Source organism: Nocardia sp. NPDC049935 (assembly GCF_055586645.1).
This window is the reverse complement of the sequence record NZ_JBVJHV010000001.1, coordinates 285,149-310,149: the sequence shown is the minus strand read 5'-3', so window position 1 is coordinate 310,149 and position 25,001 is coordinate 285,149. Positions and strand designations below refer to the sequence as shown.

At 70.1% G+C, this 25,001-nt stretch carries 26 protein-coding genes; 4 read left to right on the top strand and 22 right to left on the bottom strand.

All coding sequences use genetic code 11. From position 1 onward, the window contains the following. Positions 1-55: 55 nt before the first annotated feature. The 6 genes from ACZ6SF_RS01495 to yajC all read right to left on the bottom strand — a co-directional run bounded on the left by ACZ6SF_RS01495 (position 56) and on the right by yajC (position 7,733). Positions 56-1,633 (bottom strand): ABC-F family ATP-binding cassette domain-containing protein, encoded by a 1,578-nt coding sequence (locus ACZ6SF_RS01495; RefSeq protein WP_466059721.1) that lies wholly within the window; start codon positions 1,631-1,633, stop codon positions 56-58. A gap of 178 nt (positions 1,634-1,811) precedes the next feature. After that, the gene (locus ACZ6SF_RS01490; RefSeq protein WP_466059720.1) at positions 1,812-2,384 is read right to left on the bottom strand and encodes an adenine phosphoribosyltransferase; all 573 of its coding nucleotides are present in this window, start codon (positions 2,382-2,384) and stop codon (positions 1,812-1,814) included. Between the two features lie 39 nt (positions 2,385-2,423). After that, the gene (locus tag ACZ6SF_RS01485; protein ID WP_466059718.1) at positions 2,424-4,109 is read right to left on the bottom strand and encodes an ABC transporter substrate-binding protein; all 1,686 of its coding nucleotides are present in this window, start codon (positions 4,107-4,109) and stop codon (positions 2,424-2,426) included. Positions 4,110-4,129: 20 nt separating this feature from the next. Beyond that, positions 4,130-5,347 (bottom strand): protein translocase subunit SecF, encoded by a 1,218-nt coding sequence (gene secF / locus ACZ6SF_RS01480; protein WP_466059716.1) that lies wholly within the window; start codon positions 5,345-5,347, stop codon positions 4,130-4,132. A gap of 2 nt (positions 5,348-5,349) precedes the next feature. Next, entirely contained in the window at positions 5,350-7,242 is a 1,893-nt protein-coding gene (secD, locus tag ACZ6SF_RS01475; RefSeq protein ID WP_466059714.1) for a protein translocase subunit SecD, read from the bottom strand. Between the two features lie 104 nt (positions 7,243-7,346). After that, a complete protein-coding gene (yajC, locus tag ACZ6SF_RS01470) occupies positions 7,347-7,733 on the bottom strand; it encodes a preprotein translocase subunit YajC (protein ID WP_466059712.1) in 387 nt (128 codons plus the stop codon). Positions 7,734-7,945: 212 nt separating this feature from the next. Between yajC and ACZ6SF_RS01465 the strand changes: the two genes are divergently transcribed. Then, positions 7,946-8,188 (top strand): DivIVA domain-containing protein, encoded by a 243-nt coding sequence (locus tag ACZ6SF_RS01465; RefSeq protein WP_466059710.1) that lies wholly within the window; start codon positions 7,946-7,948, stop codon positions 8,186-8,188. Positions 8,189-8,212: 24 nt separating this feature from the next. Here the strand turns inward: ACZ6SF_RS01465 and ruvB are convergent, their stop codons facing one another. The 4 genes from ruvB to ACZ6SF_RS01445 all read right to left on the bottom strand — a co-directional run bounded on the left by ruvB (position 8,213) and on the right by ACZ6SF_RS01445 (position 11,092). After that, positions 8,213-9,301 carry a Holliday junction branch migration DNA helicase RuvB gene (ruvB, locus tag ACZ6SF_RS01460; protein ID WP_466059708.1) on the bottom strand — a complete coding sequence of 363 codons (1,089 nt, stop codon included), beginning with the start codon at positions 9,299-9,301 and terminating at the stop codon, positions 8,213-8,215. Positions 9,302-9,307: 6 nt separating this feature from the next. Continuing rightward, a complete protein-coding gene (gene ruvA, locus ACZ6SF_RS01455; RefSeq protein WP_466059706.1) occupies positions 9,308-9,910 on the bottom strand; it encodes a Holliday junction branch migration protein RuvA in 603 nt (200 codons plus the stop codon). Further along, entirely contained in the window at positions 9,907-10,476 is a 570-nt protein-coding gene (ruvC, locus tag ACZ6SF_RS01450; protein WP_466059704.1) for a crossover junction endodeoxyribonuclease RuvC, read from the bottom strand. Before ruvC ends, ruvA begins: the two co-directional genes overlap by 4 nt. 91 nt (positions 10,477-10,567) lie before the next feature. Next, the gene (locus ACZ6SF_RS01445) at positions 10,568-11,092 is read right to left on the bottom strand and encodes an O-acetyl-ADP-ribose deacetylase (protein WP_466059702.1); all 525 of its coding nucleotides are present in this window, start codon (positions 11,090-11,092) and stop codon (positions 10,568-10,570) included. A gap of 116 nt (positions 11,093-11,208) precedes the next feature. On the opposite strand from ACZ6SF_RS01445, the gene ACZ6SF_RS01440 reads away from it, so the two are divergent. Next, entirely contained in the window at positions 11,209-11,592 is a 384-nt protein-coding gene (locus ACZ6SF_RS01440; protein WP_466059701.1) for a metalloregulator ArsR/SmtB family transcription factor, read from the top strand. Continuing rightward, positions 11,589-12,083, top strand: a complete 495-nt coding sequence (locus ACZ6SF_RS01435; protein ID WP_466059698.1) for an SRPBCC family protein — start codon at positions 11,589-11,591, stop codon at positions 12,081-12,083. The genes ACZ6SF_RS01440 and ACZ6SF_RS01435 overlap by 4 nt, the downstream gene beginning before the upstream one ends. 85 nt (positions 12,084-12,168) lie before the next feature. Here the strand turns inward: ACZ6SF_RS01435 and ACZ6SF_RS01430 are convergent, their stop codons facing one another. The 3 genes from ACZ6SF_RS01430 to ACZ6SF_RS01420 all read right to left on the bottom strand — a co-directional run bounded on the left by ACZ6SF_RS01430 (position 12,169) and on the right by ACZ6SF_RS01420 (position 14,504). After that, the gene (locus tag ACZ6SF_RS01430; protein WP_466059696.1) at positions 12,169-12,921 is read right to left on the bottom strand and encodes a YebC/PmpR family DNA-binding transcriptional regulator; all 753 of its coding nucleotides are present in this window, start codon (positions 12,919-12,921) and stop codon (positions 12,169-12,171) included. Positions 12,922-12,933: 12 nt separating this feature from the next. Next, complete coding sequence (gene pdxT / locus ACZ6SF_RS01425) at positions 12,934-13,608, bottom strand: pyridoxal 5'-phosphate synthase glutaminase subunit PdxT (protein ID WP_466061304.1); 675 nt, start codon at positions 13,606-13,608, stop codon at positions 12,934-12,936. Positions 13,609-13,685: 77 nt separating this feature from the next. After that, positions 13,686-14,504, bottom strand: coding sequence for an acyl-CoA thioesterase (locus tag ACZ6SF_RS01420; protein ID WP_466059694.1), 819 nt, complete (start codon positions 14,502-14,504; stop codon positions 13,686-13,688). Between the two features lie 93 nt (positions 14,505-14,597). On the opposite strand from ACZ6SF_RS01420, the gene ACZ6SF_RS01415 reads away from it, so the two are divergent. Beyond that, on the top strand, positions 14,598-15,212 hold the full coding sequence (locus ACZ6SF_RS01415; protein WP_466059692.1) for a nucleoside/nucleotide kinase family protein: 615 nt from the start codon (positions 14,598-14,600) through the stop codon (positions 15,210-15,212). 234 nt (positions 15,213-15,446) lie between these two features. Here ACZ6SF_RS01415 and ACZ6SF_RS01410 read toward each other — a convergent pair whose 3' ends face one another. The 9 genes from ACZ6SF_RS01410 to ACZ6SF_RS01370 form a co-directional block, all read right to left on the bottom strand. After that, on the bottom strand, positions 15,447-16,181 hold the full coding sequence (locus ACZ6SF_RS01410; protein WP_466059690.1) for an SDR family oxidoreductase: 735 nt from the start codon (positions 16,179-16,181) through the stop codon (positions 15,447-15,449). 104 nt (positions 16,182-16,285) lie between these two features. After that, the gene (locus ACZ6SF_RS01405; RefSeq protein WP_466059688.1) at positions 16,286-17,179 is read right to left on the bottom strand and encodes a LysR family transcriptional regulator; all 894 of its coding nucleotides are present in this window, start codon (positions 17,177-17,179) and stop codon (positions 16,286-16,288) included. Positions 17,180-17,223: 44 nt separating this feature from the next. Continuing rightward, positions 17,224-18,141, bottom strand: a complete 918-nt coding sequence (pdxS, locus tag ACZ6SF_RS01400; RefSeq protein ID WP_466059686.1) for a pyridoxal 5'-phosphate synthase lyase subunit PdxS — start codon at positions 18,139-18,141, stop codon at positions 17,224-17,226. Between the two features lie 566 nt (positions 18,142-18,707). After that, positions 18,708-20,360 (bottom strand): TlrC/CarA/OleB/SrmB family ABC-F type ribosomal protection protein, encoded by a 1,653-nt coding sequence (locus tag ACZ6SF_RS01395; protein ID WP_466059684.1) that lies wholly within the window; start codon positions 20,358-20,360, stop codon positions 18,708-18,710. 214 nt (positions 20,361-20,574) lie between these two features. Further along, the gene (locus ACZ6SF_RS01390; protein WP_466061303.1) at positions 20,575-21,633 is read right to left on the bottom strand and encodes an NUDIX domain-containing protein; all 1,059 of its coding nucleotides are present in this window, start codon (positions 21,631-21,633) and stop codon (positions 20,575-20,577) included. Continuing rightward, positions 21,633-22,757 carry a glycosyltransferase family 4 protein gene (locus ACZ6SF_RS01385; protein ID WP_466059682.1) on the bottom strand — a complete coding sequence of 375 codons (1,125 nt, stop codon included), beginning with the start codon at positions 22,755-22,757 and terminating at the stop codon, positions 21,633-21,635. The genes ACZ6SF_RS01390 and ACZ6SF_RS01385 overlap by 1 nt, the downstream gene beginning before the upstream one ends. Continuing rightward, positions 22,754-23,722, bottom strand: a complete 969-nt coding sequence (locus ACZ6SF_RS01380; protein WP_466059680.1) for a phosphatidylinositol mannoside acyltransferase — start codon at positions 23,720-23,722, stop codon at positions 22,754-22,756. Before ACZ6SF_RS01380 ends, ACZ6SF_RS01385 begins: the two co-directional genes overlap by 4 nt. Beyond that, positions 23,719-24,387, bottom strand: a complete 669-nt coding sequence (gene pgsA, locus ACZ6SF_RS01375) for a phosphatidylinositol phosphate synthase (RefSeq protein WP_466059678.1) — start codon at positions 24,385-24,387, stop codon at positions 23,719-23,721. Before pgsA ends, ACZ6SF_RS01380 begins: the two co-directional genes overlap by 4 nt. Then, positions 24,388-24,990 (bottom strand): ATP adenylyltransferase, encoded by a 603-nt coding sequence (locus tag ACZ6SF_RS01370; RefSeq protein WP_466059676.1) that lies wholly within the window; start codon positions 24,988-24,990, stop codon positions 24,388-24,390. Positions 24,991-25,001 lie beyond the last annotated feature (11 nt).

The window sequence follows — 25,001 nt, the reverse complement described above, 5'->3', positions numbered from 1 at the left end:
ACCCGTATGGACACGGTATTCGAGTCCGGCCGTTGCGGCGTGGCCGGGTTCGTACTCATTCCCGCAGTCCCTCCGGGGTCAGTTCGGCGCGCCGGGTGACGCCGATCTCGTCCAGGAACCGCGGGTCGTGACTCACCACGATCAGCGCTCCCCGGAAGGCCGCCAGCGCCTGGATCAGGTGCGCGAGACTCACCAGATCCAGGTTGTTGGTCGGTTCGTCGAGGATCAGCAGTCCGGGTGCGGGGTCGGCGAGCAGCAACACGGCCAGAGCGGCACGTAACCGCTCACCGCCCGACAGCGCAGCGACCGGTACATCCGCGGCGGCACCGCGGAAGAGGAACCGCGCGAGCCGGCCGCGGATCAGCTCCGGATCGGCGTGCGGTGCGCCGGCCGCCACGTTCTGGTAGACCGTGGCACTCTCGTCGAACAGATCCAGCCGCTGCGGCAGCATCCGCCAGGGCACCCGGGGTCCCTCGTCGACGATCCGGCGCAGCAGGGTCGTCTTCCCGGCGCCGTTGCGGCCGGTGATCGCCAGCCGCTGCGGACCGTCGACCGCCAGTGAGACGACCGGGCCGTTGGCCAGCCTCACCTCGTCCAGCGCGATCACCTGCTGTCCCGGATAGAGCCTGGTATCGGGAAGGTCGATGCGGATCTCCCGGTCGTCGCGGAGTCGCTCCGCCGCGGTGTCCAGCCGCGCTTCGGCCGCCTCCACCTTGTCGAGGTGGTTGTTACGCAACTTGCCCGCCGATACCTCGGCCTGTCTCTTGCGCTGCCCCATGATGATCTTGGGTTCGCGCTTGTTCTCGTACATCTTCTGCCCGTAGCGCCGCCGCCGGTCGAGTTTGATCCGGGCCGCCACCAGTTCGCGGGATTGTTTGCGGACATCGCTGCGCGCATCGCGGATGGCCGCCCGGGCACTGTCCTGTTCCTGTTCGATGATCCGCTCGTAGTCGCTGAACCGCCCGCCGAACACACGCAACCGTCCGGCGCGCAGTTCGGCGACGGTGTCCATATGCTCCAGCAGTTCCCGGTCGTGGCCGGCCACCACTACCGTGCCCGCGAACTGGGCGAGGACCTCGGACAACCGATTTCGCGCCGCGCCGTCCAGGTTGTTGGTGGGCTCGTCCAGCAGGAGCACGTCCGGATCGGCGAGCAGTTCGGCCACCAGGCCGAGCAGCACGGTCTCACCGCCCGACAGGGTTTCCAGCCGCCGGTCCAGGTGTCGCGTGGATCCCGCCAGATGGTCCAACCCCAGCCGGCCCAGCAGTGCCACCGCGCGCTCCTCGACATCCCATCGGGCGCCGACGGTCTCGAAATCGGCGGCGGTGGCGGTCCCGGCTTCGATCCGGTGCAGGGCGTCTCGCACACCGGCGATTCCGAGCACCTCGTCCACCCGCTGCCCCACCGACAGTCCGAGATCCTGCCGGAGATAACCGAGTGCACCGGTGACGGTGACCGAACCGCGCGCGGGCCGGCAGTCGCCGGCGATCACCCGCAGCACGGTGGACTTCCCGGCGCCGTTGGATCCGACCAGCCCGATACGGCCCGGGCCCAGCGTCGCGTGGAGGCCGTCGAACACCGGTGTGCCATCCGGCCAGGAGAAAGTGAGATCGGAAAAGGAGATAGTGGCCATGGCCGCCCCTCGAGGTATCGATACGAACGCGACGCGCAGAACGCGGGCCGCACGAACGACTACCTCATGAGAGCAACGGCAGCTCCGATCACCGGGAACAAGACGACTGACAACGTACTCCGGGGCGCGGATCGGCGCCAGCGATTATCGCCCGCGTCACTCTCCTTCGGGACGGGTCCTAGACGGTGACGATCGCGGTGACCGGGTACTCCCCCTGCCGGGCCCGTCCGCCCAGCGCCTCGATCTCCAGGACGACCGCCGCCGCCACCACGTGGGCGCCCACTTCCTCGAAGAGATCCGCCGCGGCGGCCAGGGTCCCGCCGGTGGCCAGGACATCGTCCAGCAGCAGCACCCGGCGGCCCGCCAGCGCCACACCCGTCGCCGGGACCTCCAGGGCCGCCGTGCCGTATTCGAGTTCGTACTCGCGGGTGACGACCGGCGGTGGGAGCTTCCCGCGCTTGCGCACCGCGAGGACGCCGGTCCCCAGGGTCGCGGCCACGCCGGCGCCCAGCAGGAAACCCCGGGCATCGACACCGGCGACCAGGTCCACATCCGGTACGAGTGTGGCCAGGCAGTCGACGACGGTCCGGAAACCCTCGGGATCGGCGAAAACCGGGGTGAGATCGGCGAACCGCACACCGGGCTCGGGGAAATCGTCGGCCCAGCGGGTGTGGCGCCGGACCAGATCGGCCGCCCGATCGGTCCCCCCGCTCACCCCGGCGGCGGGTTCGGCCGCCGAATGCTTGCTCATCCACACACCTCCGTCGTCGGCGCGGTCACGCGCGCCGGATCACCGCTCCAGGACCCACTGATCCATATTCCAGCCCGAACCGGCCCGGCTGGGGCCGGGTATGGCGTTCTGCAGCCCGCCGCCGAACGCGATGGTGCGCGGCGTCGCGAACAGCGGCACGCTCGGCAGTTGTGCCCACAGCAGGTTCTCGGCCTCGGTGAGCAGGTTCAGCTGATCGGTCGAATCGTCGTCACCCGCGAGCTGATCGGTGATCGCGTCGTAGCGACCGTTGCGGAACTGCCCGATATTGAGGCCGCTGCCGCTCCGCAGACCGCCGATGTCCTCCCGGCCGTCGAGCGAGCCCGCGGGCCCCGGCGCGCCACCCGGGCCGCCGAGCACCGCGTCCACCGCGCCACCGCTGAGCTGCGCCGGGGTGAAATCGGGAGTACCGGCGTCCTGCACCGTGATCCCCGCGCCCCGGCAGGCCTCGGCGATCATCGACACGGTCTGCGCGCGCCTGGCGTCCGGGGCGAGATAGCCGACCCGGACGGTGAGCGATTTCTGCCCGGTTTCGGCCAGTGCCGCCTTCGCACCGGGGATATCGCCGCCGGCGTAAGGGTTCGCCGCACCGGTCACGGCCGGATAGAACAGCGAATCCTGCTGCACGGTACGCGAATTCGACATTCCGGAACCCAGCCCCGCCTCCGGCGCCTCGGTCACCCGGCCCACCTGGTCGAACAGCGCCTGGCGCGGGACGCACAGGGCCAGCGCCCGCCGGGCCGCGGCCTGTTCGAACACCCCGCGGGTGCCCAGCACCAACTGCTCGACGCCCCGGCTGGGCAGCTGCTGCACGGCATAGGCGCTCAGATCGAGATCGGGCAGCGAACCGGCCCCGATATCGGCGACGGCCACCGCACCGCTTCCGATCTTGTCGGCGAGATCGGCCGGTTTCGGGTAGACCACGATACGACCGGTGGCCGGCGGGCGGCCCCACCAGCGTTCGTTGGCGACCAGGACCAAACCGTCGTCGGCGTCGAAGGATTCGATGCGGTACGGCCCGGACGCCGGGAACCGGGTGGCATCGAGATCGCCGGGCGCCAGATCCCAGCCCTTGTTCCAGAACTCCGCCAGCCGGCCCAGCGCGTCGCGATCGTCGCGCTGGACCGCCCCGACGATATCGGGCACGTTCGCGGCCTGCGCGGCGATATGCGCCGGCATCAGCTCTCCGGCGCCGAAGAGCGTGCGCCAGGGCATATAGCGGCGGCCGGGCCGGAAGACCACGGTGCCGTCCTTGGAGCCGGGCTGGCATTCCACCCGCTCGATATCCTCGTATCCGGCGGTGCTCGCCGAATCGAAACCGGGAACGCGGCCGCTGCGCGCGGCCCAGGTGAACACCAGATCGTCGCAGGAGGTGGGCACCCCGTCGGAGTAGACCCCCTTCGGGTTCAGCCGGTACTGGATGGTCTGCGCCTCACCCGGCACCTCTTTGGCGGTGCCGGTATCGGAGTCGGCCACCGGTTGCCCGTCGGGCCCGGTGTAGAAGAACCCGGTCAGCACCCGGCCGAATACGGCCTGGGCCGACGCCGAGCCCGCGGTGGTACCGCCGTTGTAGCTGGTGACGGTGGTGTCGACGGCATAGCCGATCGACGGGACCTGGTCGGCGCCGGAACATCCCGACGCCAGTGCGGCGGCCGCGGCGGTGGCCGCGAGCAGCGCGATCGTACGGCGCAGATAGGACTGTCGCATCGATCCCTACCCCTCGTCTGTCAGTGCCGCCTCTGTCGTTTTCCGGTCGGGCGCGTACCGGGCCGGGGCCCGGCCGCACCGGTCCTGCGCGGCGCCTGCCGCGCCGGATCGCCGGGCTCACCCGGCCCGGGCCGGCTCCCCGGGCCGCCGTTCCGCTCCGGTCCGGGGCCCGGGCGTCCCGGCGCCGGGCGCCCCGCGGCCGCGGCGGCCCGCCGGGAGTGGACCTTCTTGGTGTGCGCCGCCACCGGACCCCAGCGTTCCTTGATGGACACCAGCAGCGGAGTGGCGAAGAAGATCGACGAGTAGGCGCCGACCACCGTACCGACCAGCTGGACCAGCGCCAGATCCTGCAGGGTGCCGACGCCGAGCATCCACACCGCGATCACCATCAGGCCGATGATCGGCAGCGCGCCGATGATCGTGGTGTTGATCGAACGCATCAGGGTCTGGTTGATCGCCAGATTGGCCTGTTCCGCGTAGGTGCGCCGGTTGGTGTGCAGGACACCGCGGGTGTTCTCCTCGACCTTGTCGAACACCACCACCGAGTCGTAGAGCGAGAACCCGAGGATGGTCAGCATGCCGATCACCATCGCGGGCGTCACCTCGAACCCGACGAGCGAATACACCCCGGCGGTGACCAGCAGGTCGAAGACGAGGGCGGCCAGCGCCGCCAGCGCCATATCGCGCTCGTAGCGGATTCCGATGTAGACGCTGACCAGGACCAGGAACACCGCCAGCGCGATCAGCGCCTGCCGGGTGATCTGACCGCCCCAGGTCTCACTGACATCGGAGGCGCTGATCGCGTTACGGCTCGGATTGCCGCTCGAATCGCGCGGCTGGAACTCCTCGAACAGGGCGGTCTGCAGCGAGTTCAGCTGATCGGCGTTCAGGGTCTCGGAGCGGATCAGGATCGTCGCGCCGTCGCCGGTGCCCACGGTCTGCACCGATTCGGGGTCGGCGCCGATCGTATCCGTGTACACCTGCTCGACCTGTTCGGTGGTCGCGCCGGCCGCCGGGAGCTGGATCCGTGATCCGCCGACGAAATCGATACCGAAGGTGAATCCGCGCACCGCGATGCTGGCCAGGCAGATCAGCACGATCGCCGCGGTGATCAGATACCAGCGGCGGCGGTTGCCCACCACATCGAGCACACCGGTGCCGGTGTAGAGGCGGTTCATCCAGCTGTGCCGGGCGCCGGCGGACGGCTGGGTCTTGTCCATCGTCACGGGGCTGTTCATCGTCACGCCTTCCCGACCGCGGCTTCGGCCGCCTTGCGTTCGCGGGCGAGCTGCTGCATCGCGCCGAGCCCGTTCACCGAGGGTTTGGCCCAGAAGGCGGAACGGGAGGCGATATGCACCAGCGGCGCCGTCACCAGGAACACCACCACCACGTCGAGGATGGTGGTCAGCCCGAGGGTGAAGGCGAATCCACGCACCTGCCCGACGGCCAGGACGTACAGCACCGCGGCGGCGATGAAGCTCACCGCGTTACCGGACAGGATCGTCTTGCGGGCCCGCTGCCAGCCCCGGGGCACGGCGGACCGGAAGCTTCGGCCCTCGCGTATCTCGTCCTTGATGCGTTCGAAGAACACCACGAACGAGTCGGCCGTCATACCGATACCGATGATGAGACCGGCGATACCGGCGAGATCGAGGGTGAACCCGATCCAGCGCCCGAGCAGCACCATGATCCCGTACACCGCGATACCGGACCCGATCAGCGACAGCGCGGTGAGGAAGCCGAGCATGCGGTAGTAGACCAGGCAGTACAGCAGCACCACGGCCAGGCCGACCCCACCGGCGATCAGTCCGGCACGCAGCGAGGTCAGGCCCAGCGTCGCGGAAACGGTCTCGGCCTCGGAGGTCTGGAACGACAGCGGCAGCGAACCGTATTTGAGCGTATTCGCCAGGTCCTGGGCGCTCGAGGCGTTGAAATTGCCGGAGATCTGGGTGCGTCCGCCGAGCTGGGGGCCCTGCTGGACGACCGGTGCGCTGACCACCTGGGAGTCGAGCACGAACGCGACGCGCTGCTGGATGTATTCGCCGGTCAGCGACGCCCACGCGTCGCTGCCGCCGCCCTTGAACTCCAGGTTGATCTCGTGCCGCGACTGCTCGGTGTTGAAACCGGAGGTCGCGTTCGCGATCTCCTGGCCGTCGATCCGGCTCTTGTCGAGCAGGAAGACCTCGGTCCCGTCGGTGGAGCAGGTCACCAGCGGCAGGTTCGGGTCGTCGTTACCGGCCAGCGGGTCCGGCGCGGAACAGTCCATCGCCTGCATGGCCAGTTGCTGCATGGTCGGATCGGTGCTCTGCCGGATGGTCTTGGCGGCCTCGATCTCCTGCTGGACCTGTTCCTGGGGGCTCAGCGATGGGTCGGACGGCGTCTCGCCCGGAGCCGGTTCACCGGGCGCCGGGGCGGGTGTCGCCTCACCGGGCGCGGGAGCGGGCTCGCCGGGCGCGGGGGTATCCGGAATGGGGGTGCCGGGCGCCTGCGCCGGACGGACGTCGAGATCCTCGGCGGAGATCGGGGCGGCCGCGCTCGGGGTCTGCTCGGCGGGGGCGGACTGATCACCGGCGCCGTCGGCGGGCGCCTCACCCGCCGTCCCTTCGGGCACGGTCGCGTCCGGGGCGGCGCCCTCGGGCACCACGCCCTGGGGCACGGATCCGTCGGCCGGAGCGGGCGCGGTGGGCTCGCCGGGGACGGTCGGCGCGGTGGGCTGCTGGCCCGGCGCCGGCTGACCCTGCTGGGTGTTGGGCGCGGGCGCGGCCTGCAGCACCGGGCGGATGTACAGCTTCGCGGTGGTGGCGAGGGTGCGGGCCTGCTGGCTGTCGTCGCCCGGCACGGTGATGACGAGATTGTCGCCGTCGATCACCACTTCCGAGCCGGAGACGCCGAGCCCGTTCACCCGGTTCTCGATGATCTGCTGTGCCTTGGTGAGGCTGTCCTGGCTCGGCCGGTTCCCGTCGGGAGTCCGGGCCGTCAGGGTGACCCGGGTACCGCCCTGTAGGTCGATGCCGAGCTTGGGTGTCGGTGATTTGTCACCGGTAAAGAACACCAGCGCGTAGATCGCGGCCACCAGCACGCCGAACAAGGCGAGCCAGCGGAGTTGGTGCGCCGATCCCTGGGACGGTGGCACAGGTCGTCATCTCCTAGGCGGAAGTTCTGGGTGGAACGGCCACGGCACATGCCGAAGCCACCGGTCGCCCGGGTGTGAACCGGTCCGGTGGCCGGGCCGTGGATTCAGTCCTTGGTCAGCCGGGTTTCGGTCTGCTCAGGGGTCTCCTCGGCGGCAGGAGCCGACGGCGAGTCGGTGGACTCGGCGGCATCGTCACCGGGGGTCTCGTCGCCGGCGGTGTCGTCGCCGGCGGTGTCGTCGTCGACGCGCACCTCGCGGATCGCCTGACGCAGCCAGGTGGTGACGACATCCTCGGCGATCTCCAGATCGACGCTGGTGTCATCGGCCTCGATCACGGTGCCGTACAGGCCGGAGGTGGTGACGACCCGGTCACCGACCTTCAGGCTGTCCTGCATCTGGGCGACCTTGTCGGCCTCTTTCTTCTGGCGGCGCATACCGAGGAACATCGGCACCAGCAGCGCGACCAGTATGAGCGGAAACAGCAGATCCATGGTCGAAGTCAGTCCTGATCTGGGTGAGGAGAGGGACAGGTACGCACACAGTCTGCCAGTTCGCCCGTCCGGCGCCACACCCGCACACCCGAACACGCCGATCGCCGGGCCCGGGACGCCGCACCCGGAACTCCGGCGCACCCGCTTCGTCCGATTCGGATCTCCGCCTGTTCGATCACTCCCCGGGCCCGGCACGCCGCCATACTCGAGGTATGACACCGGAGGATGTGCACCAGATCACTTTCGGCCGTGCGCCGTTCGGCCGGCGCGGCTATCGCGAACGAGAGGTCGACGATCTCCTGGACGTCGTCGCCGAAGCCCTCGCCGGCCGGGCCGTACTCACCGCGGCGCACCTGGACCGGGAGTTCCCGGCCGCGCCGCCGCTGTCCCGCGGATACCACCCCGATCAGGTGGACGCCTTCGTCCGGCGGATCCGCGCCGAGTTCGGAATCTGACCCATACCGCCCCGGCGGCGCGTGTCAGTCGAACAGGTCGAGGGTCGGATGGGGTTCCCGGCCCCGGACCTCGAGCGCCCCGAAGGCCAGGTCGGGAGGCGGAGTGAGACCCAGATGGGCCCACGCGGCGGCGGTGGCCACCCGGCCGCGCGGGGTGCGGGCGACCATTCCGGCGCGGACCAGGAACGGTTCGCAGACCTCTTCCACGGTCGCCGGTTCCTCGCCCACCGCGACGGCGAGGGTCGACACCCCCACCGGTCCGCCCCCGAATCCGCGGACCAGCGCACCGAGCACGGCCCGGTCGAGACGGTCGAGGCCCAGCGGGTCGACGTCGTAGACCTCGAGCGCGGCGCGGGCCACCGGGACGGTGATCCGGCCGTCGGCCCGGACCTCGGCGTAGTCGCGGACCCGCCGCAGCAACCGGTTGGCGATACGCGGGGTGCCGCGGGAGCGGCCGGCGATCTCGGCGGCGGCGTCGGTATCGATCTCCACGCCGAGGATCTGCGCCGAACGCCGCAGGATCAGCAGCAGTTCGCCGGGTTCGTAGAAGTCCATATGCCCGGTGAAGCCGAACCGGTCGCGCAGCGGCCCGGTGAGCGCGCCGGAGCGGGTGGTCGCGCCCACCAGGGTGAACGGGGCGATATCGAGCGGGATGGAGGTGGCACCCGGACCTTTGCCGACCACGACGTCGACCCGGAAGTCCTCCATCGCCAGGTACAGCATCTCCTCGGCCGGCCGGGCCATCCGGTGGATCTCGTCGATGAACAGCACATCGCCGTGCACCAGGTTGCTGAGCATGGCCGCCAGGTCGCCGGCGCGTTCCAGGGCGGGACCGGAGGTGATCCGCAGCGCGGAACCCAGCTCTCCGGCCACGATCATCGCCAGGCTGGTCTTGCCCAGCCCGGGCGGACCGGACAGCAGGATGTGGTCGGGGGTGCCGCCGCGCGCCGTGGCGCCGCGCAATACCAGTGCCAGCTGTTCCCGGACCCGGGGCTGGCCGATGAATCCGTCCAGCGAGGTGGGCCGCAGCCCGGAATCGGCATCGCCGTCGGAGGCCAGGTATCCGGCGCTGACCGGGGAATCCTCCGGTTCCGGGAAATCGTCGTAGTCCATCGCGGCCTAGCGGTTCTTGCCGAGCATTCCGAGGGCGGCCCGCAGCGCGGTCGAGTTCCCGGCGCCGGGTTGTTCGGCGAGGACCGCGTCCACGGCCGGTTCGGCCTGTTTGAGCGGGAATCCGAGGCCGGTGAGCGCCTCCACGACCTGTTCCCGCACCGGGGTGCTCACCGGCACCGGCGCGGCGCCGGGGGTATCCGGCGTGGGTACCAGGTTCACCTTGTCCCGCAGTTCCACGACCATCCGTTCGGCGCCGCGCTTACCGATCCCCGGCACCCGGGTGAGTGCCGCGAGATCACCGGCGGCGAGCGCTTTGCGCAAGGTTTCGGGTTCGAGGACCGCCAGCACCGCCATGGCCAGCCGCGGCCCGACTCCGGAGACGGTCTGCAGCAGGCCGAACAGGTCCCGGGTCTCGGTATCGGCGAACCCGTAGAGGGTCATCGAGTCCTCGCGCACGATGAGCGCGGTGTACAGCCGGGCCTGGTCGCCGCGGGTGAGGCGGGCCAGCGTCGCGGGGGTGGCGTTCAACTGGTATCCGACCCCGGCGGTTTCGATCACCGCGTGGTCGAGGGCGAGTTCGATCACCTCGCCCCGGATGGACGCGATCACCCGCGCACCGCCTTCCGCTGTTCCTCGAGTCGTTGGGTGTACTGCCGCCGGGCCCGGTCGGCCAGCGCCTCGGCCCGGGCCATCCGTTCCAGCAGCGGCGCCCGCCAGCAGTGGCAGATGGCCAGCGCCAGCGCATCGGCGGCGTCGGCGGGTTTCGGCGGCGCCGCGAGCCCGAGGATACGGGTGACCATAGCGGTCACCTGCTTCTTGTCCGCCCCGCCGTTCCCGGTGACCGCGGCCTTGACCTCGCTCGGCGTATGGAACATCACCGGGATATCGCGGCGGGCGGCGGCCAGGGCGATCACCCCGCCGGCCTGGGCGGTCCCCATCGCGGTGCGCACGTTGTGCTGGGCGAACACCCGCTCGATGGCCACCACATCGGGCCGGTGGGTACGCATCCATTCCTCGGCGGCATCGGAGATCCGCAGCAACCGCTGGGCCAGCTCCATCTCCGCCGGGGTCCGCACGACATCCACCGCGATCGCCCGGACGGTACGCCCCGCTCCGCCTTCGACCATGCTCACCCCGCACCGGGTGAGCCCGGGGTCGACGCCCATCACCCGCACCGCGCACCTTTCCCAGAACGAACAGTTGTTCGAACTATAGTGCAGGCGTGGATGTCCCGGCGCCAGGGACACGGCCCCGCGAAGGCCGGGCTCAGGCGCCGAGTTCCGCGGCGAAGGCGTCGTAGGCGGCGGAGTCGTACAGGACGAAACGCGCTTCGTCGATCTCGGCGGGATAGTCGCGCACGGTGCCGACGGCGATCCGCGCGGCGTCCTCCAGCGGCCAGCGATAGACGCCGGTGGAGATGGCCGGGAACGCCACCGATCGCGCACCGAGGTTCTCCGCGACCCGCAGCGATTCGCGGTAGCAGGACGCGAGCAGCGGCGCGAGTTGCGCAGCGCGGTCCCCGCGCGCCGACCACACCGGCCCGACGGTGTGCACCACCCAGCGGGCCGGAAGTTCACCCGCGGTCGTCGCCACCGCGGCCCCGGTCGGCAGCCCGCGGGGATAGTCGGTCTCGCGCAGCCGCCGGCATTCGGCCAGGATCGCGGGCCCGCCGCGGCGGTGAATGGCGCCGTCCACGCCCCCGCCGCCCAGCAGTTCGGAATTCGCGGCGTTCACCACCACATCCACCTGCTGCTCGGTGATATCCCCGAGAACGAGCGTCACAGCAACCATGCGGCCATTGTGCCGCCGCCGTCCCGCGCGACCGCGACGGCACACCGCACAACCCCGCGTCCCCGCTCCGGCGCCGCCTCTGGACAAACACGTAACCAAGTAGTTACGCTTTCGGGGTGGACGAGGTGGCGAGCGCGATAGCCGATCCGATTCGGCGCGAGATCCTGGAGATGCTGCGCGCCGGCCGGCTGACCGCGGGCGCCATCGCCGCCCGGTTCCCGGTCAGCCGGCCGGCGGTCAGCCGGCATCTGCGGGTGCTGCGCGACAGCGGCCTGGTACGCGACGAGCTACGCGGGCGGGAGCGGTACTACACGCTCGACACCACCCCGCTGCGCGCCCTCGGCGGCTGGATCGCCGCACTCGATCGCCCCACCGGATGGGAGCACCGGCTGGACGCACTGGCCACCGAAGTCCACCGCACCCGCCGGGAACGCGATACGAACACCGCCGCCCCGGATCACCGAACCGCACCACCGACCCCCGAGGAGAACTCGGCATGAGCAAGCAACCCACCGGCCGCCTGGAAACCACCGCGCACGGCCGCGATCTGATCCTCACCCGCACCTACCGGGCGCCGATCGAGGACGTCTGGGCCAGTATCACCGAATCCGATCGCACCGCCCGCTGGTTCGGCCCCTGGGAGGGCGAAGCGGGCCCGGGCCGCACCATCCGCGTGCAGATGGTGCTGGAGGACGACCGGCCCTGGGCCGACTACACCATCGACACCTGCGTCCCCCCGCGCCACCTCGCCCTGCGCACCGTCGACGAATACGGCAGCTGGCATCTCGAGGCCACCCTGACCGAGAACGACGGGCAGACCGAACTGGTGTTCACCCACCACCTCGATTCGGCCGAGAAGATCGCCGAGGTGGGACCGGGCTGGGAGTACTACCTGGACGCGCTCGGAGCGGCCCGCGCGGGCACGGCGCTGCCCGAGTTCGACGACTACTACCCCGCTATGCGGGATCACTACGCGAATCTGGAGTCCTGAACCGGGGCATCACGCAACAGACTCCGGGTACGGCGACGGGGTGGCACCGCCGCGCGGTGCCACCCCGTCGCTCGCGGGAACCGGTTCAGTCGTCGAGTTCGGCGAGGACCTCGTCGGAGATATCGACATTCGTGTAGACGTTCTGCACGTCGTCGCTGTCCTCCAGCGCATCGACCAGCTTGAACACCTTGCGGGCGCCGTCGACGTCCACCGCCACGCTCACCGAGGGCTGGAACCCGGATTCGGCCGAGTCGTAGTCGATACCGGCGGACTGCAGGGCCGACCGCACCGCGATCAGATCGCCGGGTTCGCTGATGACCTCGAACGATTCACCGAGGTCGCTGACCTCTTCGGCGCCGGCGTCCAGAACCGCCATCAGGACATCGTCCTCGGACAGGCCGTTCTTCTCCAGGGTGACAACACCCTTGCGGTGGAACAGGTAGGACACCGAACCCGGGTCGGCCATATTGCCGCCGTTGCGGGTCATGGCCACCCGGACCTCCCCGGCCGCTCGGTTGCGGTTGTCGGTGAGACATTCGATCAGCACGGCGACACCGTTGGGGCCGTAACCCTCGTACATGATGGTCTGCCAGTCGGCGCCGCCGGCTTCCTCGCCGCCGCCGCGCTTACGCGCCCGCTCGATATTGTCATTGGGGACCGAGGATTTCTTCGCCTTCTGAATGGCGTCGAAGAGGGTCGGATTACCTTCCGGATCGCCACCACCGGTCCGGGCCGCCACCTCGATGTTCTTGATCAGCTTGGCGAACAGCTTGCCGCGCTTGGCATCGATCGCCGCCTTCTTGTGCTTGGTGGTGGCCCATTTGGAGTGGCCGCTCATTCCCTACTTCCTTCAGGTCGATGGCACGCTATCGGACGACAACGCTACGCCACGCACGAGATCGACGAACAATCGGTGTACACGGTGGTCGCCGGTCACTTCCGGATGGAAGGCGGTCGCCACCACCCGCCCCTGCCGCACCGCGACGATCCGGCCCGCCGCGGGACCGCCGGGCACCCGGGCCAGCACTTCGACGTCGGCGCCCGCGCGCTCCACCCACGGCGCCCGGATGAACACCGCCCGCATCGGCCCGCCATCGACGCCGGAGAAGTCCAGATCGGTTTCGAACGAATCGACCTGACGGCCGAACGCGTTGCGCCGCACGGTCATATCGATACCGTCGAGATGGTGGGCGTCGGGGCGGGTATCGAGGATCTCGCTCGCCAGCAGGATCATCCCGGCACAGGACCCGAACGCCGGCATCCCGGCCCGCAGCCGGGCCCGCAGCGGTTCCAGCAGATCGAAGATCTCGAGCAGTTTGCTGATGGCCGTGGACTCGCCGCCGGGCAGCACCAGCCCGTCCACGGCGGCCAGTTCGGCCGGCCGGCGCACCAGCACCGGACGCGCCCCGCAGGCCGCGAGGACCGCGAGATGTTCCCGGACATCGCCCTGCAGGGCCAGCACGCCGATGGTCGGTCCGGCGGGCGCGCCGGAATCGGGTCCGGCCGCCGGACGCGGGCTCTCCACAGACTCGTTCACCCTGGCGAGCTTACGATCCCGTCCGGTGTGCGCGGGCTCACGCACCGGTCACCCGCACTCCGGAGTCAGGACCGCAGCGTGCGGATCAGTCCTTCCTGGACCACCGCCGCCACCAGCCGGCCGCCGCGATCGAAGATCTTGCCGCCGGTCAGCCCGCGGCCGAACCCGGCCGAGGGCGAGGACTGGTCGTAGAGCAGCCAGTCGTCGGTGCGGAACGGCCGCAGGAACCACATCGCGTGATCCAGGGACGCGTTCTGGGTGGGCTCGTCGGGGTGGGTGACCTTGGACGAGCCGAGCAACGTCATATCGCTCATATAGGCCAGCGTGCAGACATGGAACAGCGGATCGTCGGGCAGCGGGTGCCGGTACCGGAACCACACCTGCTGCGGGGAGACGACCCCGGGCCGCTGGGTGACCTGCTCCTGCGGCACCGGGCGGATATCCCAGTGCTCCCATTCCCGCATGGCCCACAACCGCTCCGGATCCATGGAGGTCTTGGCGTCGGGTAGATCGCCGGGCGGCGCCACCTCGGCCATTTCGTCCTGATGCGAGGGGCCCTCGTCGCCGATGTGGAAGGACGCCGACATGGTGAAGATGGCGTCACCGTCCTGCACACCGGTGACCCGGCGGGTGCAGAAGGAACGGCCGTCGCGGATCCGGTCCACCATGTAGACGGTCGGCGCCTCGGGGTTACCCGGCCGCAGGAAGTATCCGTGCAGCGAATGCACCTGGAATCGGGGCTCCACCGTGCGCACCGCCGAGACGAGCGCCTGCCCCGCCACCTGCCCGCCGAAGGTGCGGGGCAGCTGGGTCTTGGGGTACGCGCCGCGGAAGATATCGCGCTCGAGGCGTTCGATCTCCAGCGCCTCTTCGATAGTCGCCATCCGCTGAGATTATCCCGAGCGGTCCGGTTTCCCTGATTCGGTCGCGGGTAATCCCTGTCACCGCTGCCCGGCGGGACCTGCTGTGATGGTCCGGTGCCGCGCTTCACACCGATAACTCCGGATGCCCTCGCCGATCTGCTGACCGAACGGCTGCGGCCGCGGGACGGCCATCGGGTGGTCGCCGTGGACGGCGCCGATGCCGCCGCCCCACTGGATTTCGCGCGCCGGGTGGCACGCCGGGTCCACGCCGACGGCCGGCCCGCCGACGTGGTCGCGATGCACGATTTCGTCCGGCCCGCCTCACTGCGCATGGAGTTCGGCCGCGACGAGATCTCCTATCGCACCGGCTGGTTCGACTACCCGGCCCTGCGGCGCGAAGTACTCGATCCGATCCACCGCGACGGCACCTGGCTGCCCGCCCTGTGGGACGAAGCCGCCGACCGATCCGCACGGGCCCGCCCACGCACGGCACTGCCCGCCACCGTCCTGTTCGTCGCGGGCCCCATGCTGCTGGGCCGCGCCCTGCCCTTCGACCTCACCGTCAAGCTCGACCTCACCCCCGCCGCCCTCACCCGCCGCACCCCCCGCGAGGACGCCTGGACCGTCCCCGCCCTCCTGACCCACGACCGCGACCACCCCGAGCCCCCCGACTACTTCGCCCGCTGGGACCACCCCCACCGCCCGGCCCTGCGCACCGACACCACCTGACCACCCCACACCGAGCCGAGCCCAACACCCCCGGAAAACGGTTCGGCCCGCGTCGGCTGTCAGCACTCGAAGCGCATGCGGCGCAGCCGCGAGTCTCGAGTGCTGACAGCCGACGCTCAGGAGGGCCGAACCTCGAGCAGCGGAGCTGCTCCATGGACACAGCCCGAACCTCGAGCAGCGGAGCTGCTCCATGGACACAGCCCGAACCTCGAGCAGCGGAGCTGCTCCAAATTCTCAACACAACCGGTGGCCGCCGTCGGCGTGCAGGACGGTCCCGGTGATGAACGGGTTGTGGATCAGGGACAGGACCGCGGCGGCGATATCCTCCGGACGCCCGATCCGCCCCACCGGCAGCCTGGCCGCCATGTCCCGGTGCCGCTGCACGGGGTCGCCGCCTCCGATCGACTGCCAGATCGGAGTGTCCACCCAGCCCGGTGAGATGACATTGACGCGGGTGGGCGCGAGTTCGAGCGCCAAGGCGTAGGCGAGCGAGGCCAGGCTGCCGTTGACGGCGGCGACCATCGCCGACCCTGGTCCGGGCCGGTAGGCCGCGATACCCGAGGTGAACACGAGCGACCCGCCCGCATTGAGGACAGCGTGTTTGGCCACGAGCGCGGGACCGAACAGTTTGGTGTCGACGAGGGTGCGGGTCACGGCCGGATCGAAGGCGCGGATCGGCGCGTACATGCCCCGGACGTCGGCGGCGGTGACCACCACGTGGTCGACCGGGCCGAGTTCGGCGAACACCGCCTCGACCTCGGCTTCCCGGGTGATGTCGACCTGCCGGGTGTGGGCCTTTCCGGGGCCGGCGGTGAGGGTCGCGGCGGCGGAGTCCAAACGGTCCGCCGACCGTCCCGCGATCACCACCTCGGCCCCCGCGCCCACCAGCGAGCGGGCGAGCGCGAGTCCCATTCCGGAGCTGCCGCCGATGATGACGACCCGTTCGGTCGCTGTCGTTTCTGCTGTCATGACACCAGCCGACCATCGGGGCGGCCGCGAGTCCATGTGGTAATCGCTGATCACCGTTCGTCACCCGCTGATACCGCTGGTGGACCCGGTCGCGGGGTCGGCGGTCAGGCGCCGGTGGGTGCGGTGAACGCCCCGGCGGGTAGCGATTCCAGCAGGCCGCGCAGTACCGGATGACGGGTATCGCGAGCCCACGCGGCAATGTAGGTGACGATCAGCGGACCACCCGGGAACGGCCGCCAGACCAGATCGGGACGCCGCGCGCGGACCGAGCCCAGCCCCACCGCGTCGTCGCGGGACGGCAGCACCGACAGCATCTGGGCATGCCCGAGCACGGTCTCGCTCAACCGCAGCCGCAGACCCCGGGCCCGCAGTTCACCGAGCAGCCGGTCGTGTAGCCCCGGGGCCACCTCCCGGGGAAACAGGATCAGCTCCTGATCCGCCAGCTCGCCGGGGCCCGGATCCGGCAGACCGGCCAGCGGATGGGTAGCGGCCAGCAGAATTCCGAGCTCCTCGGTGGCCACCGGCCGTTGCGCGAACGCCGCGGGCAGCGGGGCCGGGGCCCGCAGCAACGCCAGATCGACCGCGCCGGACGCCAGCAACTGGGCCTGATCGGCGGTCGGGCCGCCGATCAGGACGGTACGGGCACCGGGCACGGCGGCCTCCGCCAGCGCACCGAAGCGGGCGGGCAACCAGGGCGGCGCCCCGTTCACCAGTCCCAGCCGCAACCGCGGATCCTCGACCCCGCCCGCCCGGCGGGCCGACCGGACCGCGTCGTCGGCCGCCCGCAGCACTTCGCGGCCCGATTCCAGCAGCGCCGCACCGGCCGGGGTCAGTTCGACCCGGCGGCCGCGCGACACCAGCGGGGTGCCCAGCGCACGCTCGAGCACCTTCACTTGCTGACTGAGCGTGGACGCGGTGATGAACAACCGCTCGGCGGCACGGCCGAAATGCAGTTCCTCGGCGAGCACGACGAAGTACCGCAGCTGCCGCAGTTCCATCCGGCGGCTACCTATTCACCGGCCCGCGCCCGGCGCCGCAGCGATCACCAGCCGCGTTCGGCGAGCCGGTGCGGCTGCGGGATCTCGTCGACGTTGATCCCGACCATCGCCTCGCCGAGCCCGCGCGACACCTTGGCCAGCACATCGGGATCGTCGTAGAAGGTGGTGGCCTTCACGATGGCGCTCGCGCGCTGTTCGGGGTTCCCGGATTTGAAGATGCCCGAACCCACGAATACGCCTTCCGCGCCCAGCTGCATCATCATGGCCGCGTCGGCCGGGGTGGCGATACCACCGGCGGTGAACAGCACGACGGGCAGTTTCCCGGTCTCGGCGATCTCCTTGACCAGTTCGTAGGGCGCCTGTAGTTCCTTGGCCGCGACATAGAGTTCGTCGGCGGGCAGCGTGGTCAGCCGGCGGATCTCCTGCCGGATCTTGCGCATATGGGTGGTGGCGTTGGAGACGTCACCGGTACCGGCCTCACCCTTGGACCGGATCATGGCCGCGCCCTCGGTGATCCGGCGCAGCGCCTCACCGAGATTGGTGGCGCCGCACACGAACGGCACCGTGAAATTCCATTTGTCGATGTGATTGGCGTAGTCGGCGGGGGTCAGCACCTCGGACTCGTCGATGTAGTCGACGCCGAGGCTCTGCAGCACCTGGGCCTCCACGAAATGCCCGATCCGGGCCTTCGCCATCACCGGGATGGATACCGCCTCGATGATCCCGTCGATCATGTCCGGATCGCTCATCCGGGACACACCGCCCTGTGCGCGGATATCGGCGGGCACCCGCTCCAGCGCCATCACCGCGACGGCTCCGGCGTCCTCGGCGATCTTCGCCTGGTCCGGGGTGACGACATCCATGATCACCCCGCCCTTGAGCATCTCGGCCATACCGCGCTTCACGCGGGCGGTACCCGCCTCGCGGGTGGCGTCGGTCGGGTTGGTCTGGGGCGTGGTCACGGCAGCTCCTGTGTCTGTTGCCTTGGTGGATCCTCGATGAACACCACGATTCTAGGTGGGCCGGAAAACGACCTTCATAGCCAGTGGGAGCACACTGGACTGCTAACCACCTGGGCTTTTCCGATAACCGCAGAAGACTGGACCGGAAAACACGACCGCCGGACCGGTAGAAACCGGCCCGGCGGGCAGACAGCGAAACCGACTCAGATCGGATTGACCACGAGTAGCTTCGCCCAGTACTCCGCGGCTCCGGGGCCCAGAATCGGGAGCAGGTAATCGAACAGGATGTAGGACAACGTCTTCACCTCCGCACACCGAATCGACACAATCCCGGTGTGTCAAACCGTCCGCGACCCTATCACGCCAGTGAGCTGTGTCACAGTGTTGTCGGAGCGGCTCCGCCGCTCGAGGTTCGGCCCTCCTGAGCGTCTGCTGTCGGCACTCGAGACTCGTGGCTTCGCCACATGCGCTTCGAGCACCGACAGCAGACGCGGGCCGAACCGTTTGTCACCCCCTCGAGGATGGCCGCCCGGGGGCGGGGCGGCCGTGAGTCGGTGGTGTTCGGGTCATGCTGTGCGCGCGGGCGGCTCGCTCGTGAACGCGCACCTTCCGTCTCGTATCTCGGTGCGGGCGCCGCGCATGCGCTCGCGTAGCCGGCGATCGTGGGTGACGATCACGAGTGTGCCCCGAAAGCCGGTCAGCGCGTTCTCGAGTTGCTCCACCAGCGCCGGAGACAGGTGATTGGTCGGTTCGTCGAGCAGCAGCAGGTCGAGCGGACCGGTGACCAGCCGGGCCAGTTCGATGCGCCGCCGCTGGCCATAGGAGAGATCGCCGATCCGCAGCCTCAGATCATCGGGGTGGAACAAACCCAGGCGCAGCAGCTCGTCGGCATGCTCCTGCGGATGCCACGGCCGATCGGAGGCGAAGGCCTGCAATACGGTCATATCCGCGGGCCACCTCACCTCCTGCTGCCGTAGGTGGCCCACGCGGCCCCGCACCCGTATCGAACCGCTGCCGGGTTCCAGTTCCCCGGCCAGTAGCCGCAGCAGCGTGGTCTTACCGGCGCCGTTCGGGCCGGTGACCAGCAGGCGTTCACCCGCCGCGAGGGTCATCTCGACGGCCTCCAACCGGCCCGGTACCCGCACGCCGGCCAGTTCGGCCACCGGCCCATCCGCATTCTGCGGGTGGGCGGCCAGATCCGGTGTGAAGGTCAGCGGCTCCGGTGGCGCGGCCACCGGGTTGCCGGTCAGCCGCTCGAGGCGTTCCTTCGCGTTGCGGATTCGCGCCCGTGCCCCGTGGTCCCGGCCGCGTGGACGGAAGGGTCCGGCCGCGAATACGGCCAGCGGGAGCTTGCGCGGAATGGCGTCCAGACGCGCCACATTCGACTCCGCCAGCCGTCGGTTGCGGGCGAGCTCCCGTTTCCAGAGCTGGTGGTCCTCGGCCATCCGCTGCCGTTGCGCCGCTTTGGCGCGCAGGTAGCCGCCGTATCCGTTGCCGAACCGGGAGACCCGGCCGTCGGCGACCTCGAGCACCACGTCGGTGATGCGCTCGAGAAACACCCGATCGTGGGTTACCGCCACGATGGTGCCGCGATGACCCCGCAGGTGCCGCTCGAGCCAGTCCACCGCCTCGTCGTCGAGATCGTTGGTGGGTTCGTCGAGCAGCAACAGCTCCGGTCCGGCCGCGAGGGTGGCCGCCAGCGCGAGTCTGGACCGCTGCCCTCCCGACAACGTGCCCAGCGTGCGGTCCCGTGCCAGACCCGCCAGCCCCAGTCCCGCCAGCGCGGTGTCCACGCGCTGATCGGCCCGGTAGCCGTCGCGCGCCTCGAACCGCGCCAGCAACTCCGCGTAGCGACAGAGCGCCGCGTCCGGTTGTCCCCCGGCCTCCAGCTCGATTTCCACACCGCGCAGCCGACTCTCCAGCTCACGGATATCGGCCAGGGCCAGATCGATTGCCTCGGCGACGGTCGCTGTCGGCGGCAGGGCGAGCGATTGCGGAAGGTAGGCGATCCCGCCGGGCACGGAAACGCAGACCTCGCCGTTGTCCGGCGACTCCTGTCCGGCGAGCAATCTCAGCAGAGTCGACTTGCCGGACCCGTTGTCGCCGACGACTCCGACCGTTTCACCCGGCCGGATCGCGAACGACACCCGGTCGAGGACGGTGCGGTCGCCGTAGCGTTTACCGACCTCGGAGAGGGTGATTCGAGCAGCGGTGAGCATGAATTCCTCCTGTCTCGGCACAGGGCCGGGATCACAAGAACCCACACGTCGGATCAGCCGGACGGAACCGGAGGACGTGGTGGGTGCGAGAACGCGGAGGCCTACCGAAGTGGCGCTCGACGCGTCGGGCGTGTGACTACAGGAAGAACAACAAAGTACCCATGAGGCGATGAAATATATCGGGGCCGGATCCGGCCGTCAATCCCTCACCCGATTATCTGATACTCCGCACTTCCGGGTCGGTGTCGCTGTCGGCGGCGGTGGCGGCCTCGGCCAGGAGTTCGTCCAAGTGGTACGGGTAGACCGTTTCGCCGGAGGTGTCCAGGGCGCGGATCTCGTGGGGATCGCACCAGCGGTTGCCGGTGATCGAGCGTTGTTCGACGTAGGTCAGGTCGGCGGCCTGCGGAGCGAAGTTCTGCACGCGCAGGGCGAAGAACAGCTCCTCGGAGCGGATGAGGTCGCCGTTGAACGGGAACACCGCCACGCGGCGCCACAGCGGGCCGCGGAGGTCGTCGGGGTCAGCGGTGTAGCCGGTTTCCTCGTGCAGTTCGCGGACGGCGGCCGCGCGCAGGGTTTCGCCGGGTTCCACTCCTCCGCCGACGGTGAACCAGAAGGAGACCTCGGGGATCATCGGGTCGCGGCCGCGCATGAGCAGGATGCGGCCCGCCTCGTCCAGCAGGGCCACTCGTGCCGATACCCGGACGGTGTCGACCTCCAGGCCGGTGGCGGCGGCGGGGGTGGCGCGTTCGGCGATCTCGAAATAGGTGGGCATGGGTGCGGTACCGCCCAGGCGCAGCCAGCGCACCGGACGGCGGGTGCGTAGCGCCAGGGTGTCGCGGACCGCGTCGTTGTGGAAGCGGCGCGCGATCAGCACCCGGGCCTCGGCGTCGGCGAGTTCGGCGACCTGCTGCGGCGGAAGCCGCGCGATGTCGACCGCGGACAGGGCCGTGGCCAGCTGGTTCTCGACGGTCTCGCGCTCTTCGCGGTCCGCGCGTTCGGCGCGGTCGGCGAGCACGGTGAGACGCCGGGCCAGGTCGGCGGGATGCCGGTCCGCGGCGGGGTCGGTGGCGGCGGGGCCGGCCAAGGAGACCGCCACGGCCCGGGCCACCACCGCGCGGCGCGCCAGCGCGGCCTCGAGGGCGTGCCAGGCGAGGTCGGTGCGCACGTGCAGCCGGTCGAGGCGGTTGGCGGTGGAGTAGGCCAGGACACCGGATGCCACGACCACCGCGGCGATCAGGGCGAGGACGAGAACGGTGGTCGCGGAGAAGGTGATCATCCGGCCACCCGCACCCGCACATCGCCGACCACCACGGTTTCGTAGACCCGCAGGATCTGTTCGGCCACCACGGGCCAGTCGTAGGAGCCGACCACCTGGGTCGCGGTCCGTACCAGTTCGGCGCGGCGCATATCGTCGGTGAGCACGGTATCGAGGGCTTCGGCGAGAGCTCCCGAATCGCCGACGGGGACCAGCAGACCCGCGGTGCCGTCGCGCAGCACCCGCCGGAACGCGTCGAGTTCACCCGCCACCACGGCGGTGCCCGCGGCCATGGCCTCGATCAGAATGATCCCGAAGCTCTCGCCGCCCAGATTCGGGGCGACGTAGACATCGGCGCTGCGCATGGCCGAGGCCTTCTCCGCGTCGGAGACCTGGCCGAGGAACCGCAGGTGCCGGGCCAGCGGGCCGGCTTCGCGGCGCAGCCGCTCCTCGTCGCCGCGGCCCACGATCAGCACTTCGACATCCAGGTGCCGTGCCACCAGAGTGGGCAGGGCCGCCAGCAGGACCTGCATCCCCTTCCGGGGTTCGTCGTAGCGGCCCAGGAACAGCACGGTGCCACCGGGGCGCGGATAGCCGTCCAGCAGCGGCGCCCGGCGGAACGCCTGCACGTCGACGCCGTTGGGAATCTCCACCGCGTCCGAGCCCAGCGCCTCCACCTGCCAGCGCCGCGCCAGCTCCGATACCGCGATCCGGCCGCTGATCTTCTCGTGATAGGGCCGCAGGACGCCCTGGAAGGTCGCGAGCACCAGCGATTTGGTGGTGGAGGTGTGGAAGGTGGCCACGATCGGGCCCTCGGCGATCTTCAGCGCCAGCATCGACAGACTGGGCGCGTTGGGTTCGTGGATATGCAGGACGTCGAAATCGTTGCTCTCGATCCAGCGGCGGATCCGGGTGTAGGCGGTCGGGCCGAAGGACAACCGCGCCACCGACCCGTTGTAGGGGATCGCGACCGCGCGCCCGGCCGACACCACGAAATCGGGGAGTTCCGTGGTCTCCGAGGCCGGCGCGAGCACGCTCACCTTGTGGCCGCGCTCCAGGAACACCTGCGCCAGTTCCACCACATGTGCCTGGACGCCGCCGGGAACGTCGAAACTGTACGGGCACACCATCCCGATTCTCATGGCGCGCGGTCTCCACCGGCCTCGAGCGACTGCGGATCGCGACGCGCCTGTTCGGCGGCGATCCGGTCCAGCCGGGCCTCGGACAGATCGGTCTCCCACAGCGGCTGCAACATATGCCAGTCGGCGGGATGGGCGGCGATTCCCTCGGCGAAACAATCGGCCAGGTCCTGGGTGGCGGCGGCGACCCCGGACGAGACGTCGAGTGGTTCCCGGGTGTGCACCACCCAGCTCTCGCGTCCGGCGTCGGCGGTGAACCACACATGGACCGGCATCAGCGCGGCGCCGGTCTCGAGGGCCAGTTTCGCCGCGCCCGCCGGCATCCAGGTGCGCTCGCCGAAGAAGGTCACCGGGACCCCGCGACCGGTGAGGTCGCGCTCACCCATCAGGCAGACGATCCTGTTCTCCCGCAACCGTCGCGCCAGCGTCGCGAAGGGTGGCTGTTCACCACCGGTCAGCGGGAAGACCTCGAAGCCCAGGCTCTCCCGGTAGGCCACGAAACGCTCGAACAGCGATTCCGGCTGCAGCCGTTCCATCACGGTGGTGAAGGTGCCGTAGTTCTGGGCCAGCCAGGTCCCGGCCATATCCCAGTTGCCCGAATGTGGCAGCACGAACACTATTCCGCGGCCCCGGGCCAGCGCGGCGTCGAGATGCTCGCGCCCGTCGACCCTGATACGACCGGATGCCACGAGTTCGGCGTGGTCCATCGCCGGCAGGCGGAACGCTTCCCGCCAATACCGGGCGTAGGACCGCATACTCGCCCGGATCAGGTCGGCGGGCACCTCGTCGGGGGTCGTGCCGAGTACCCGGGCGAGGTTGCGCCGCAACTGGATCGGGCCGCCCTTGCGCGCGGCGAAATCACCGCCGCGGTCGAACAGCGCCCGCGCCGCGGGTTCCGGCAGGGCGCGCACCAGCCGCCAGCCCGCCGCGTAACCGCGATCGCTGAGCTCGGACCGCCAACCACTCACTTCGACTGCTCCGTATCCGCACGCGGGCCACCCAGGATCTCCCGGGCGCCCGGTGAATTGCGCACCGCCAGTACTCGCTGGCCCACCGTCACGATGCTGAGCACCGCCAGAATCCACATGGCCACATGCACCGCCCAGGTGAGCCAGCCGATACCCCAGTGTCCCCCGATACCGGTCAGCCCGGCGCCGACCAGCACGATCACCAGGCGGTCCGGGCGTTCGATGAGCCCGCCGTCCGCGGAGAGCCCGCTGGCCTCGGCCCGCGCCTTGGCGTACGAGATCACCTGCGAGGTCACCAGCACCACGAGGGTGGCGACGAACAGCGGTTTGCTCTGCTCGTGGTACACCGCCCACCAGGCCAGGCTGCCGAAGATGGAGCCGTCGGCGACGCGGTCGCAGGTGGCGTCGAGCACCGCGCCGTAGCGCGTGCCGCCACCCCGGGCCCGGGCCATGGCGCCGTCGAGCATGTCGAACATGACGAACAGCCAGATCAGCATGGTTCCCCAGAACAGATGCCCGGTGGGGAACAGGGTGACCGCGGCCGCGATCGAGGCGGCGGTGCCGATGAGGGTGACGGCGTCCGGAGTGAGGCCCGTGCCGACCAGGGCCCTACCCAGTGGGGCGGTGGCCTTGGCGAAGGTCGCCCGCCCGAAGATGCTCAGCACCTACACGTCCTCCCAGGCCGAGGCCAGCAGCGCCCGCGTCTCCCGCAGCAGCTGCGGCATCACTTTGGCCCCGCCGATCACCGTGATGAAGTTCGCGTCCCCGCCCCAGCGCGGCACGATGTGCTGGTGCAGGTGGTCGGCCAGGGATCCGCCCGCGACCCCGCCCAGGTTGAGTCCGACGTTGAAACCGTGCGGGCGCGACACCTTCTTCATCGTGCGGATCGCGCGCTGCGTGAACTCCATCAGTTCGCCGGCTTCGGCGACGGTGAGATCCTCGAGATTCGCGACCCGGCGGTACGGGACCACCATCATGTGGCCCGGGTTGTAGGGGTACAGGTTCAGTACCGCGTACACCTGTTCGCCGCGGGCGACCACCAGGCCGTCCTCATCGGACATCGTGGGGATATCGGTGAACGGATGCCCGGTCGCGCCCTTGGGCGCGGTGGTCGCGGCTTCGGCGATATAGGACATCCGGTAGGGCGTCCACAGCCGCTGCAGCCGATCCGGTTCGCCCGCACCGCGATCGACGATATCGCCGTGCCCCGCGGCCGCGCCGGTTTCGGCCGATCCGGTCAGCCCGTCCGGCGCCGTACGCTCACTCATACTCCATTCCC